The sequence below is a fragment of the Lactobacillus sp. VURO6/B1 (VP7) genome, from assembly GCF_058139575.1.
Window position 1 is genome coordinate 50,479 of sequence record NZ_JBVOWJ010000012.1, and the last position, 14,182, is coordinate 64,660.

Genomic DNA, 14,182 nt, shown 5'->3' on the forward strand with positions numbered 1-14,182 from the left:
ATTAATTACCCTTTTCCCTTTTTGCAATCATATCTTCCATTGTTTTCATAAAGCTGGACATGTCTTTAAATTCACGATAGATGGAAGCAAAACGAATATAGGCAACATCATCAATTTTTGCCAGCTCATCCATTACCAGTTGACCAATCTTTTTCGAAGAAATCTCGCTAATCCCCTGTTGTCTAATTTTGTTTTCTACATGGTCAACTAGTTCTTCAAATTGTGTACTTGATATTGGCCGCTTTTGACCAGCTGCCATCACGCCATGCAAAATTTTTTTACGATTAAAAGGTTCACGAGTACCGTCATTCTTAATCACTAGTAAAGGAGTAGTTTCAACTCGTTCAAACGTGGTAAAACGAAAGCCGCAGTTTTCGCATTCACGCCGACGTCTAATTGCGCGATTTTCATCACTTGGACGTGAATCAATGACTTTTGATGCATTTTTATGACAATTAGGACATTCCATATAAGTCCTCCCCTTTTATTTCAAGAAGCAACTGTTCTAATTTGGATTTCAGATCTTGCTTTGTACCAGTATTATTAATCACAAAATCAGCTAATTTCTCTTTCTGGGACAAGGGCATCTGACTACGAATGCGCTTCAAAGCAGCACCTTTACTTAAATTATCCCTTAACATTAACCGCTTCATTTGCAGAGATTCAGGTATTGCAATTAATAAGGTAAAGTCGCAATATTTTTGACCATTTGCTTCAAACAAAACTGGTGCATCCACAACAACCAAAGAATTTTTGCTCGGGTTGTTTAGCGCAATTTTAGCCTGTATTTCTTGAAAAATCAACGGATGGGTAATTCTATTTAAGGTCTTAAGCTGTTTTTCATCATCAAAAACTATCTGTCCTAACGCTGAACGATTAATAGTTTGGTCCGACTTAAGTATGCTCTTTCCAAACTGCTTTAATACTAGTTCATAACCTTTTTCGCCATTATTTAAGATATCGTGAGCAATTTGATCGCAGTCTATAACCGGTATTTGTTTTTCTCTAAAAAAAACATCCGCAGTGCTTTTACCACTGGCTATTCCACCGGTTAAGCCTAAAATTTTTGTCATTTATAAATCACCTGACACTTAGGACAAAATGTCGTACCTCGTCCATTTACTTTAATTTTCTCAAGAGGCGTACCACACCGTACACATGGCTCACCTTTATGACCATAAACCTGCAACATTTTTTGAAAACCACCTGTCTTACCGTTTGCATCCAGGTAAGTATGAACCGTAGTACCTCTTTCAGCAATTGCCAATTCTATTAACGAATTAATATTATCGTGCAATTGTGCCACTTTTTTTGTCGGAATGGTATTGGCTTGACTTAACGGGTGAATTTTTGTTTCCCACAAAACCTCATCAACATAGATATTGCCCAGGCCTGCAACAATAGATTGGTCAAGAAGTGTGTTTTTAATATTTTTCTTTTTGCGGGCTAAACCAGTTTGTAAATAAGAAACAGTAAAAGCTGCTGAGTTGGGTTCAGCACCTAATTTGCCAATACCAGTTTTTTCTTTTTCGGTTCCCGTTTTAATCAGCTGCATGCGCCCGAACTTACGCACATCATTGTAGCGCAAAGCAGAATTATCGCTAAAAATGATCTGCACGTGGTCGTGTTTATCCTTTTTTGTATTTATTTTGACTAAACGATATTTACCTTCCATGCGTAAATGCGACACAATGGTTAAATTGTCACTGAGACGAATAAGCAAATATTTAGCATAACGATCAATTGTTACTATTTTCTTACCTGCCAATTGTCTGGCAAATTCTTTTGCATCGCCAGTTATTATTTTAGGATACCATACAGTTACTTCTTTGATTGTTTTCCCTTTGATAAGAGGAAGAAGAGTCCGCCTGACTGTTTCAACTTCCGGCATTTCGGGCATTAAAATTACTCCTTACTTAGCATCGAACCAGTTATGACCATATCCAGAGTCAGCTACAAGAGGTATATCAAGTCTCACAGCGGATTGCATAACTTCCGGTACAATTTTTTTAATTGTTTCTAATTCATCCTTTGGTACATCAAAAATCAATTCATCATGCACCTGAACCACCATTTTAGTCTTTAAATGCAATTCATCCAACTTTTTCTGCATGTTGATCATCGCAATCTTGATAATATCTGCAGCAGAACCTTGAATTGGCGAATTAATGGCTGTTCTTTCGGCAAATGAACGGACGTTATAATTTTTGGCATGAATATCAGGCAAATAACGTCTTCTATGCATAATTGTTTCGGCATAACCTTTTTCACGGGCTACTTGTACTGCTTTATCCATATAATCTTTAATTTGCGGATATTGCTCAAAGTAATTATCAATAAATTCCTTAGCTTTTTTACGGCTAATATTAAGGTTTTTAGATAGGCCATAATCAGAAATGCCATAAACTATACCGAAATTAACAGCTTTAGCTCTGCGCCGCATTAACGGAGTCACTTCATCGGTTGATTTGAGATGAAAAATGCGCATTGCAGTATGAGCGTGGATGTCATAACCTGTTCTGAAAGCTTCCTGCATCTGTTCATCACCGGAAACTTGTGCCAAGACTCGCAATTCAATTTGAGAATAATCACATGAGAAAATATAACCGTCTGGTTCACTAGGCACAAAAGCTTTTCTAATTTGCTTTCCTTCTTCCGTTCTGGTAGGGATATTTTGTAAGTTAGGGTCAACTGAGGACAAGCGACCAGTAGCGGTCAAGGTTTGTAAATACCTGGTGTGAACCCGACCATCTTTTTGGATAACATCTAGCAAGCCATTGACATAGGTAGATTGGATTTTAGCAATCTGTCGGTAAGTCAAGATTTGTTCAATAATAGGATTCTCATCCTTTAACTGGTTTAAAACATCAACAGAAGTTGAATAGCCAGTCTTGGTCTTTTTAATTGGCTTCAAGCCCATCTTTTCAAACAAAATATGACCTAATTGTTTAGGTGAATTAATATTAAATTCTTCACCGGCCTCATCATAAATTTGTTGTTCCATTTTTTTAAGGTCAACAGCAAACTCATCTTGCAGCTGCGTTAAAGTATCAGCTTGGACTTTGATACCATTAATTTCCATGACAGATAAAACTCTTGCAACCGGTATTTCAATGTTAGCATAAAGATCATCCTGCTCGTGCTCTTTTAGTTTAGCTAGCAGAGTATCTTTTAAGTTCTCGATTGCAGCTATTTTGCCGGCCAAATGGTTAAACAACACCTGATCGTCCTCTGGAATATGGACGCTTTTACCTTTGCCGTATACATCATAATCGCTTTTAACTGAATTATCACCGTACATCCGGCATATCTCGCCCATATCATCCGAATTATTTTCGTTATTGATTAAATATGAAGCAAGTAGCATATCATAATCAATGCTGCGGGCCTGAATGCCCAATCGATTCAAACCTACAGTTGTCCGTTTTAGGTCAAACACATTTTTAGAAATTTTATCACTCTCAAGTAAGTTCTTAAGTTTATTTTCCTTCAAGAGCTCAACGTTGCGGCTAACATATATTTTCTGATCAATTTTTAAAGCAAAGCCAACAAACTCGGCTAAATGATAGTTAGCACCAAGCATCCCTAAATAAAAAGTAATAGTTTGTCCACCAGTAACAGCAAAATTATTGATATCATTTTCTTTAAGCTCAGTAAAGTCAACAACTTTAGCATTTGCCTTTTCAGACTGATCTTGTGGTTGACTTTCTCCATCCGAATTTAGTTCACTCAAAAATTTACGGAAATTCATCTTTTCATAAAATCTACGCAATTTCTGATAGTCAATAGGATTCCTTTTAACATCATCAATTCCAATGGTTAAAGGAGCATGACGATCAATTGTGGCCAATTTTTTGCCTAAAAGAGCCTTATCTTTATCATTAATCAAATTTTCCTTCATTTTAGAAGGTTTCATTTCACCTATATGATCATAAAGATTTTCTACAGAACCATACTCTTGGATAAGTTGTGAAGCCTTTTTGGGTCCTATTTTAGTTACACCAGGGTAATTATCAGAATTATCACCCATTAATGCTTTCATATCAATAAATTCAGTTGGAGTAACACCGTTAACTTCTTTCATGTGCTGTGGTGTATATGACTCTAAATTAAGAACGCCAGATTTAGTAACCATAACTGTTGTTTGAGGTGAAGCTAGTTGGGTTAAATCTTTGTCTCCTGTGACCACAGTAATTTTAAAGCCCGCGTTTTCTCCTTCAGTGACAAAAGTGCCAATGATATCATCTGCTTCATAGTTATCAAGTTCGTATGTGGACAAGCCTAAGTCATGCAAAAGCTCCTGGATGTATGGCAGTTGTTCAGATAATTCTGACGGGGTCTTTTGTCTGCCGCCTTTATAGTCAGCATACATCTTATTTCTAAAGGTAGTTTTTCCTGCATCAAAAGCAACCAAAGCATAGTCAGGCTCGACATCGTTTAAGACGACATCAAGCATATTTTTAAATGTGTAAATGGCGTTAGTATGCAATCCTTCAGGATTTCTGAAATTTTCAAGTTGGCGATATAGTGCATAAAAAGCACGAAAGGCAACTGAATTACCATCAATTAAAAGTAATTTTTTATCAGCCATTAGATCTCCTTACAATTAAACCAAGTTTCTTTATTCAACTACCATTTTAACAGTTTTTGCACGGATCTTGCACAATACTGTTTTTATAACAAACAGGTTAAATACCATTTGTCTTCTTTAGATTAATTACTTAGTTTTAGCTTATTATGCTTTTTGTATAGGATTACTCGAACTTTCTTTAAACAAAAACATCAAACTTCTGTTAGGTTTGATGTTTCTACTAAATATAATCTTAATTAACTTTTATGTTTTAGTTACGGACAAATAATCTTTGTTTCTTTAGCAATTTGAGAGTCATTATCATTAGAAATTAGGATCGCATCTTTTAACTCTAGTGCCTGAACATTTGAAGATACGCCAAATTTGCTAGAATCAGCTAATATAAAAGATTGTGAAGTTCTTTTTGCGATCAGTTGCTTCTTTATTGCTTCATCAAATTGTGGTGTTGTGTATCCATTATTAATGTCAACACCATTCATTCCAAAAAATGCTTTATCAAAACGGAGTCTGGATAGTAAATCGTTAGTTAACGCGCCAGTAAGTGAAGAAGTGACTCCGTTATAATTGCCACCTATTAAAACTATTTCAGCCTTAAAATTACCAACAATATGGCATACTTGTGTATTCGTAGTATAAATTGTGATCCGTTTATTTTTTATTTTATCAAGCAGCAGAGTACATGTTGTACCTGAATCCACATATATTGCATTGCTATCATGAATCTCTTGGGCAGCTAAAGCAGCAATTTGTTTTTTCTCTTTTTGATACTTATGTTCCTTTTTAGTGAATTCAACTTCTCCGGAACCGTCACTTAGCCTGACAGCCCCGCCAAATAAATATTCAATTTTACCTTCATCTTCTAACGTTTTGATATCTCTTCTTAATGTTGAAATAGATACATTGGGTATTTGTTTATGAAGTTCATCCAGTTTGCTCAAATTTTTGTTTTCTAAAATTTTTAAGATTTGATTTTGTCTTTCGATCGGAAGCAATTTGTTCTTTTCTCCTTATATGCATAAGTGTTTTGCTTCCTTAATTATACCCCATCTAACTCTATTTTAAGCAAGACGCTCATCTTTTTTGGTAACAATAAAACCAAGAATGATTCCGACAATTACAGAAATCCCCAATCCTATCATTGCATTTAAGAAGTTATTGCTGTTTTTAGCTACAAAAGCCGGAAAAGTGGTTACTGAGCCAAAAACGAATGCGTTTGTAAATACCTTTGTTAGTCCTAGATAAGCACCGCCAACGGCACCAGCAATCATTTGTGCTGCCCATATTTTTCTGTTCTTTACCAGTAAACCAAATAATGTTGGTTCTATTATTGCAGAAAGGCAAATTGTTATTACTCCAGTTAAAGAAAAGCTCTTTAGCTCTTTATTTCGCGTTTTAAACCAAACTCCTATAGCAGCTCCAATAACACCAAAATTGCAGGCAAAGGTTAATGGACAAATAAAATCAAAGCCTTGTGTAGCAATGTTATTAATCATTATTGGATTTACAGCCCAGTGAATTCCAAAAGATACCAGGAAACTCCATCCACCACCAACGACTACTCCAGCAAGCAGTGGTACGTTTTTAATTAACCAATTAACTACATCTGCAACAAATTGACCACCATATACACCGAGTGGACCAATAACAATTACAGTCAGAGGCACCATAACTAAAAGACAAACAAGTGGCACAACCACAAGCTCCAAATCTTTGCTGACGTGTTTATCTAACCACTTATACAAATATGAATAAGCCCAGATAGAAATTAAAATTGGAACTACTGTTGAATTGTAATTCATTAAAACAACTGGAATACCCAAGAATGAAGTCATTGCACCATTTCCATGGGTACCCATTAATTGAATGAAATCTGGATATAAAAGTGCGCCAGCAATTAGTGCAGCAATGTAAGGGCTAACTTTAAATCTTCGCGCAGCCGAAAAAGCTAACAGAATTGGCAAAAAATAAAATACGGCTTTTGAAGCAGCAGTCAAGATGACAAAAGTACCACTTTTCTGACTGATCCATCCTATTTGGCTGCAAAACAAAAGTAAGCCATATAAAATTCCCGATCCTGCAAGGGCTGGAAGCAGTGGTGAAAAAATACCTGCAATTGCCGCAAATAAGGCATTGACATATCCTTTAAACCCATGAGCTTTGATTTGCGTACTAACTTCATTATCAGTACTTCCATTGACAAGCTTTTCAAATTCATCAAAAACTTTCGGTACTTCAAGACCAATTAATACCTGATATTGTCCACCACCCTTTGAAACATTAATTACACCATCTACTGCCTTCACTTTGGCATCATCAATATTTTCATTTTTTAAATTTAATCGTAACCTGGTTGCACAATGTGTCATATTAGAAATATTACTTGGTCCCCCAATGGCAGCCAAAATACCTCGTGCAGTTTCTCTGTAATCCATTTTTTTGCCTCCAAAAAAACAATTTTTAAATTAAAATAGTTATTTTTTTATAAAATCTAACAATAGATCTCTTGCTTTAATTGCATCATTTTCATTAATCACTTTGTCTATTTTTTCCATGCCCACGCGGTCAAGCAGATTTAAAAAGTATTTCAACATTTCGATATTTTTACTAGTTTCTTGACTAGGATCTTCGATTACTGGAGCTGTGTCAAAATAGTACATGCCATCAAAATGATATTTTTTCATATAATAGAGAAATTCTAAGGTTTTAAATGGAGTAACGGTACCGACCATTAAACCGTCATCATGGACACCATAGCCGTCATTAATATGAACCCCAAATAGCTCGCCACGACTGGCAAAAATTTCAGATCCCATAGCTGGGTTTTCATGTTTCATTAGCATGTGACAATAATCCAAAAGAACGCCAAAGTTTTTACGGTTGATATCTTTTAGAATCATTCCCAAAGTTCCCATGCTGTCCACAAAAGCATAGGCACGGGGCTCATAAGGTTTATATTCAATACTAAATTTAATATCAGGCGCATAATCTGCGATTTCTTGACAGGCTTTGACAATTCTATGCCAAACTTTTAAATAATCAATTTGAAAGCTGTAGTCAAAACCATCATGAGCACTCCAGATATTAATCATTGAACCGCCAATCTCTCGGCAATAATCCACTGCCTGCTTACACATTTCAATTGCATCCTGATAGATCTTATCGTTTAAATTCCCGAGATCACCGTTAAGATAATGACCTTCAAATCTCATTTCCATTCCGTTAGGACGCAAACCGTTTTCGTCTAACATTTTCTTCATGTCTCGTGCCGGAATCCCAATAGTCTGTTGAGGGAAATTAATATCTACATAATTAATTCCAACTTTTTTCAGTTCACCAAAAACCTTATCAATCTTATTGTCATAATGTGGCAAGTAAGCATTTAACCTTGTTGCAGTTTTTATTTCTTTCATCAATTCGTCCTCTTTTCACTTGTTATCGTTTACATTTTTATTATATTTCATTTTATTTCATTTATCAATCATTATTTTTCATTTTATTTAATTATATTTCATTATTTTTCACAAAAAATCATAAATTTTGCGCAAAAAAATAGCCTTACTAGGGTTCTAGTAAAGCTATAAAGTTAAATTACAGTAACTTTTCTAAAGCATCTTCATATTTCTGAATGTCGCCAGCTCCCATAAAGACGATCACACTATTGCGATTTTGAGCAAGATCTGCAATGTTATCAAGATCTATCACTTTAGAACCAGGGATTTTAGCAACTAAATCACTACTTGAAATATCTCCATTGGCCTCTCTTGCTGAAGCATAAATCGGGGTAACATAGGCCTTGTCTACATCACGCAATATTTTTTCAAAATCTTGCGCATATTTCTTCGTTCTGGAAAAAGTATGTGGCTGGAAGACGACAACTAATTTCTTTTGTGGGAACTTTTGTCGTGCAGCCTGAATTGTTGCTTTCATTTCAGTTGGATGATGAGCATAATCATCAATAATGTTAATATCACCGAAATCTTTTTCAGAAAAACGACGTTTTGCACCTTGATATGTAAGCAGTCCTTTTTTAATATCTGCCACAGGAATTTTTTCGGTATAGGCAACAGCAATCACAGCTGTGGTATTTAAAATATTGTGATCACCAAAAAGATGTATTTGAAATTCACCAATATTTTTACCATGATTTACGACCGTGAAGCTTGAACCTTTAGTTGTTCTTTTAATATTGACTGCTTGAAAATCATCATTATCTTCAAAACCATAAGTATATTTAGGAATATCAGAATGCAAGTCTCTCAATCTTTCATTACCACCCCACACAAATAGTCCTTTTTTAGTCCGATCTGCTGCAGTTTGAAAAGCTGAAGTATAATCAGCCTGATCCTTAAAATAATCCGGATGATCAAAATCAATGTTGGTCATAATTTGATAATCTGGATGATAGGCTAAGAAATGACGCCGATATTCATCTGCTTCATAGACAAAGAAACGAGAATCCTTAACACCCTTGCCCTCACCGTCACCTATTAAATAGGAAGTGGGTGCAGCTTCACCCAATACATGGGCTAAAAGGCCTGTAGTAGAAGTTTTACCATGAGTTCCCGAAACACCAATGCTTGTATGCATTTTGATAATTTCTTCGACTGTATCAGGGTAACTTTGCCAGGTAATGTTCTTATTTTCACAAGTTTTTACTTCTACGTTGTCATCTTTAAACGCATTTCCTTTAACGATAATTTGTCCTGAGTCTTTAATATTATTCGCACTAAATTCTCTAACTTCAATACCAGCTTTTTTTAGCGGTTCTTGGGTAAAAGTATATTTTTTAATATCGCTGCCAGCTACATTAAAGCCTAAATCATTTAATACTAAAGCTAAAGAAGCCATGCCAGTTCCTTTAATTCCGATAAACCAAATTTGCTTATTTTTATCTAACATTTACTGAACTCCAAAATTTTATTATTGCATTTTATTTTACCATTACTGTGTCAAAAAAGCAGATCATCAAAGAGCTGCAATCAAATTTTAGCAGTATGATGAGAAAACTACTACTGCAATTGACATTTTTGGTAACAAAAAAGACCTTACCAAAGCTTGATAAAGTCCTTGCTTTTATAAAGTAATCTGACCGCTTGCTAAAAGTTCATCGCACTTTTCGGGATCAAAAGCCTCCCCAACAGTAAATTCATTAGGAACTACCATAATTCCGCGCTTTTGCGGTGCATGGGCTAAACCCAATTCACGTGCTGAACAAATCATGCCATAGGAATCCACGTGACGCAGTTGACCTGGCCAAATTACTTGACCATTAGGCATCAAAGTTCCTGGTAAAGCAACAACCACTTTTTGTCCCTGTGCAATGTTAGGTGCACCACAGACAATTTGATGTTCTTCGCCATTACCCACATCAACTTGGGTAACATGCAAATGATCAGAATCGGGATGCTTCTCACAGCTTTTGACATAGCCATATACAAGTGTTGGCTTGCCATAAGCAAGTTTATCAGTAAAACCAACTTCAGCCAGTTTTTCATTTAAAGCAGTTAAATCATCATTTGACAGCTTGACTTGTCCATCTGGCAATTTATCGTAGTCAATTAATTGATCAACGTTAAAAAAGTTATAACCGGTAACATTACCCTTTTCATCAGTAATGCGTGTAACATCACCTTTTTCATCATATGCACTTTTACCCATGTCTTGACCTAAAATTACAATCAAGGTATTAGGATAACTTCTTTTATTAATACTAGTAATCATGAATCAATAATCCTCTTTCACTTAGTCAAGTGACCGTAAAAAGCTTTCAACTTCATCTTTAGTTTTACGATCCTTATTAACTAGTCTACCAATTTCTTGACCATCTTGGTAGACCACAAAGGAAGGAATACCCATAATATTCATTTCCTTAGCTAAGTCAATAGAACCATCACGATCAATCTGATAAAACTTGCTATCGGCAAAATCTTTTTCGATTTCTGGCATGAAGGGGTCTAAAAAGCGACAGTCTGGGCACCAGCCTGCTGAAAATTCTAAAACTACTCGTCCATTTTGGGTAATCGAGTCAAATTTATCTTTATTCAATTCTTTTATTTGTTCCATTTTGAAAAAACCTCTCAATCCTTACTCCTATTTAATTATTTTACCCCAAAATCAGCATGCAGAGCATAAATTGGATTTCCCTGAGCTGCAAATTTGTGTTCATATTCCGTTTCAATATTGGCAGCTACAATTTCATCTTTTTCATTATGAAGATCGACCGAGACAAAATCAAAATGCATCCCAAAATTATTCATACTTTGCACTGAATAAGCAAAAAGGCCTGCATTATCAGTTTTAAATTCTATTTGACCATTTTCCTGCAAGACGGTCTGATATTTTTGTAAAAAGGTCTTGTAGGTTAACCGCCTTTTTTCATGTCTAGTTTTAGGCCAAGGATCACTAAAGTTCAAATAAATTTTACTTGCTCTGTGACTATCAAAAAAAGAAGCAATATTAGCTGCATCAGCACATAAAATTTGTAAATTAGACAATTTTTTAGCAAGTTTCGTCCGCAAAATCATGCCAGCTGCTGTCATTTGCAATTCCAAAGCAACAAAATTTTTTTCAGGATGCTCTTCTGCCATTGTGGTAATAAACTTTCCTTTGCCAGGACCTACTTCAATTTCTAGTGGTCTTGAAGTATCTGCAAACCGTTTTGACCAATCAATTTTTTGACTCGGATCCGGTCGATCAATCACACTTTCCGGATGATCTTGTACCAGCTTTACAGCCCACGGCTTGTTACGTAATCTCATCTATTCTACTACTTCCTTTTCTTTACTTTTGCAGGTAAGTATAACCTTAATACGCCCCAGCTGAAAACAACTAAACATCCCATTGCTACAAATAAGTGTAAATTAATTGGTAAAGTAATCAGCCAAGAAACACTGATTAAAGCCCATTGAGCTAATAATATTCCTGCTAAAGCCGCTACTAAATCTAACCCCCGATTGGTGCGCTCAATTGGATAAACCCGATACATGATATTGCTATCGAATTCATCAACCATTGGTATCAACTGGTAAATAGTTAAAAAAACTACTAAGCATGATAAACATAATGCCCAAACCCAATTCTGGACCAGCCAAGAAATTAAAACTGCAAAAGCGGTCATTCGTAAAACTAAATTAATATTTTCAGGATTTCTAAGCACTGAACGACGATACAAAAATTTATGGGGATTTTCTGACGCTAAATTTTTAGGCAATAAAAAGTCCAAATATTTCCGTCTTTTAATATTAGTCTGTCTTTCTTTAACATCTGTGAACATACTAAAAGCGTTATAAACAACATTTTTGCGCTTTTCCTCTTGCTCCACAGCATATTGCCAGTCAAAAAGAGCTGCATGCCGTGGCTTCAAAACTATAAAAAAGACAGCAGCTGCTAGCAAGATTGCGATTATGATCATGCTCTGGGGTTTATACATTCCCCAACCAAACAAAAGTAGGAAAATGATATTTAAAACTAAGATGGAAATTTTACGGTTAAAATATAAATTATATTCCCTAACTTTAAGTTGCACTATTTTGGCCAAAAACACAGCAAAAACAGCGAAAATATAATCTAACGGTTCAATCTTTGCCTTTATCGTTGCAAAAGGAAATATAATTCCCGCCATTAAAGCCAAGCAAATTGTAGGTACAATCAAGCTGTAAATTAACATTGGCTTCAGATATAATGCTAAATTTTCATCTTCGGGCAGTAAAAATTGTAAATCAGCTGGTTTTAGCAATGTTACCAGTTTCCCTATTAAAAGTGGCAGCCATAACAAAATACCAACTAGCGGACGATAATACCACAGACTTTCAGGCATGCTTTTCATTGCCTGTGCGTACCAGAACATGAGCGCTCCAAAAAGAAAAATCAGAGCCAAAATAAAGAAATCATTAAAAACCAAAACTAGATATTTTAAAGATTGGCTTAAATTTACCTGCAGCCTTCTTTTAGCCAAATCACGCATTTTGTTGCTCCTGACTTAAAATCTGGTAAATTTGGTCAAATGAATCTGTTTCCTTTAAAGCATAGTGCATGCGAATTTCAGCCAAAGTGCCGGCAGCCGCAATTTTGCCATTGTTTAAGACCGCGTAGCGTGAAACTGCTTGGACACTGTTAGCTAAAATATGTGTTGACATTAATACCATTTTACCCTGACCAGCAGCATTTTTGATCAATTGCACTAAATTGGCTACTGCTAAAGGATCTAGTCCAGTGAACGGTTCGTCTATTACAAGGAGTTCTGTATTTGCCAAAAAGGCACACACAATCATGACTTTTTGTTTCATACCCTTTGAAAAATGAATCGGCAACCAATCCAGCTTATCATCCAGCCTAAACATCTGCAGCAACTCATGAGCTTTTGCCCAAGCCTGCTTTTCATCTAACTGATAGCTGAGAATAGTTAATTGCAGATGTTCCTTCAAAGTCAGTTCTGAATACAAAACCGGTGTTTCGGGAATATATGCGACTTGTCTTTTAAATTTAGTAGGTTGAGCCGCTAAATCAATGCCATTGAGAGTAATTTTCCCTTTTTGTGGTCGTAATAACCCCAAGATATGTTTAATTGTTGTCGATTTGCCAGCACCATTTAGCCCAATAACTCCTAAAACTTCCCCTGGTTTAATTTCCAAGTTAATATTTTTAATGACTGGCACACCAATGTATCCACCAGTCAAATGTTCAATTTTTAAAGTCATAATTCCTATCTTTCTTTTAATGAATTTACTCATTTAATATGATAGCATGATATTAAAAGAAACTAAATTTTGAAATGAAGAGGTTTTAAAATGGAAGAATTAGATAAAGATTGCTTATTTTGTAAAATTATCACAGGTGAAGCCAACAGTTACACAGTTTTCGAGAATGATGACGTCAAAGCCTTCTTAGACTTATCTCAAGTTAATCCCGGCCATACTCTGATGGTTCCTAAAAAACACATCACTAACTTTTTTGATTATACACCTGAAGACGCTCAGAGATATCTACAATATATTCCAACAATTGCCAATGCAATTAAAAAGTTTGACCCAAGAATTACTGGTATGAACATTAGTAGCAATAATGGCGCTAGTGCTAGCCAAGTAGTAATGCATTCACACATTCACTTTATACCACGCTTTGAAGGAGACGGTTTAAAGATTGCAACGCGCAATAACGCTGAAAAATATACTGAGGAAGATTACCAAAAAGTTGCAGCTGCAATTAGAGCCGAGTTCTAAGGTGACATGATGAAACATTTTAGTTTAGGTTTAGCAGTGGGAGCTGGTTTTGGCGTTGTTCTTTCACTATTTAAAGATAAAAACGGTAATCGTTTATTTCCATCAGTGCAAAAACCAATTAATTCAGTTAAAGAAGACATTAGTGATCTTGGCGTATCTAGCAAAAAATTAAAGACTGCCAAGCAAAAATTAAAAGAGTCTTTGCCAGAAGCAAAAAGAGCAATTTCTGAATTACAAAATGAAGTGGAATATTATCAAATAAGCATTAATCGAATTATAGCCAAACTAAAAGGCAAAGCTTCAGCGATTAATCGTAATATTGAAAATGAAACTGATAATTCTAAAAATTAGTAAAGAAACTGGCAATTTTTGG

General features: G+C 35.4%; 15 protein-coding genes. 2 read left to right on the plus strand and 13 right to left on the minus strand.

Going from position 1 to position 14,182, the window contains the following annotated elements:
* Window position 1 precedes the first annotated feature (1 nt).
* The 13 genes from nrdR to ACZ2M0_RS07885 all read right to left on the minus strand — a co-directional run bounded on the left by nrdR (window position 2) and on the right by ACZ2M0_RS07885 (window position 13,287).
* Window positions 2-469 carry a transcriptional regulator NrdR gene (gene nrdR / locus ACZ2M0_RS07825; protein WP_187154992.1) on the minus strand — a complete coding sequence of 156 codons (468 nt, stop codon included), beginning with the start codon at window positions 467-469 and terminating at the stop codon, window positions 2-4.
* Complete coding sequence (gene coaE / locus ACZ2M0_RS07830; RefSeq protein ID WP_490059065.1) at window positions 456-1,073, minus strand: dephospho-CoA kinase; 618 nt, start codon at window positions 1,071-1,073, stop codon at window positions 456-458. Before coaE ends, nrdR begins: the two co-directional genes overlap by 14 nt.
* Window positions 1,070-1,900, minus strand: a complete 831-nt coding sequence (gene mutM / locus ACZ2M0_RS07835) for a DNA-formamidopyrimidine glycosylase (RefSeq protein WP_490059066.1) — start codon at window positions 1,898-1,900, stop codon at window positions 1,070-1,072. The genes coaE and mutM overlap by 4 nt, the downstream gene beginning before the upstream one ends.
* A 12-nt stretch (window positions 1,901-1,912) precedes the next feature.
* Window positions 1,913-4,591: a DNA polymerase I gene (gene polA / locus ACZ2M0_RS07840; RefSeq protein ID WP_490059067.1), complete on the minus strand. Its 2,679-nt coding sequence runs from the start codon at window positions 4,589-4,591 to the stop codon at window positions 1,913-1,915.
* Window positions 4,592-4,845: 254 nt separating this feature from the next.
* Complete coding sequence (locus ACZ2M0_RS07845) at window positions 4,846-5,583, minus strand: DeoR/GlpR family DNA-binding transcription regulator (RefSeq protein ID WP_490059068.1); 738 nt, start codon at window positions 5,581-5,583, stop codon at window positions 4,846-4,848.
* A 66-nt stretch (window positions 5,584-5,649) separates the two neighbouring features.
* Window positions 5,650-7,023: a PTS transporter subunit EIIC gene (locus ACZ2M0_RS07850; protein ID WP_490059069.1), complete on the minus strand. Its 1,374-nt coding sequence runs from the start codon at window positions 7,021-7,023 to the stop codon at window positions 5,650-5,652.
* Between the two features lie 39 nt (window positions 7,024-7,062).
* Window positions 7,063-7,992, minus strand: coding sequence for a sugar phosphate isomerase/epimerase family protein (locus tag ACZ2M0_RS07855; protein ID WP_046332955.1), 930 nt, complete (start codon window positions 7,990-7,992; stop codon window positions 7,063-7,065).
* A 187-nt stretch (window positions 7,993-8,179) separates the two neighbouring features.
* Window positions 8,180-9,490 (minus strand): UDP-N-acetylmuramate--L-alanine ligase, encoded by a 1,311-nt coding sequence (murC, locus tag ACZ2M0_RS07860; RefSeq protein ID WP_490059070.1) that lies wholly within the window; start codon window positions 9,488-9,490, stop codon window positions 8,180-8,182.
* Window positions 9,491-9,664: 174 nt separating this feature from the next.
* Window positions 9,665-10,312 (minus strand): YtpR family tRNA-binding protein, encoded by a 648-nt coding sequence (ytpR, locus tag ACZ2M0_RS07865; protein ID WP_490059071.1) that lies wholly within the window; start codon window positions 10,310-10,312, stop codon window positions 9,665-9,667.
* Window positions 10,313-10,333: 21 nt separating this feature from the next.
* A complete protein-coding gene (locus ACZ2M0_RS07870) occupies window positions 10,334-10,654 on the minus strand; it encodes a thioredoxin family protein (RefSeq protein ID WP_490059072.1) in 321 nt (106 codons plus the stop codon).
* 35 nt (window positions 10,655-10,689) lie between these two features.
* A complete protein-coding gene (trmB, locus tag ACZ2M0_RS07875) occupies window positions 10,690-11,349 on the minus strand; it encodes a tRNA (guanosine(46)-N7)-methyltransferase TrmB (RefSeq protein ID WP_490059073.1) in 660 nt (219 codons plus the stop codon).
* An 8-nt stretch (window positions 11,350-11,357) separates the two neighbouring features.
* Window positions 11,358-12,554 (minus strand): ABC transporter permease, encoded by a 1,197-nt coding sequence (locus tag ACZ2M0_RS07880; protein WP_490059074.1) that lies wholly within the window; start codon window positions 12,552-12,554, stop codon window positions 11,358-11,360.
* Window positions 12,547-13,287, minus strand: coding sequence for an ABC transporter ATP-binding protein (locus tag ACZ2M0_RS07885; RefSeq protein ID WP_490059075.1), 741 nt, complete (start codon window positions 13,285-13,287; stop codon window positions 12,547-12,549). Before ACZ2M0_RS07885 ends, ACZ2M0_RS07880 begins: the two co-directional genes overlap by 8 nt.
* Window positions 13,288-13,377: 90 nt before the next feature.
* On the opposite strand from ACZ2M0_RS07885, the gene ACZ2M0_RS07890 reads away from it, so the two are divergent.
* Complete coding sequence (locus ACZ2M0_RS07890; protein ID WP_046332337.1) at window positions 13,378-13,809, plus strand: HIT family protein; 432 nt, start codon at window positions 13,378-13,380, stop codon at window positions 13,807-13,809.
* A gap of 6 nt (window positions 13,810-13,815) precedes the next feature.
* On the plus strand, window positions 13,816-14,160 hold the full coding sequence (locus tag ACZ2M0_RS07895; RefSeq protein ID WP_490059076.1) for a hypothetical protein: 345 nt from the start codon (window positions 13,816-13,818) through the stop codon (window positions 14,158-14,160).
* Window positions 14,161-14,182: the final 22 nt, after the last annotated feature.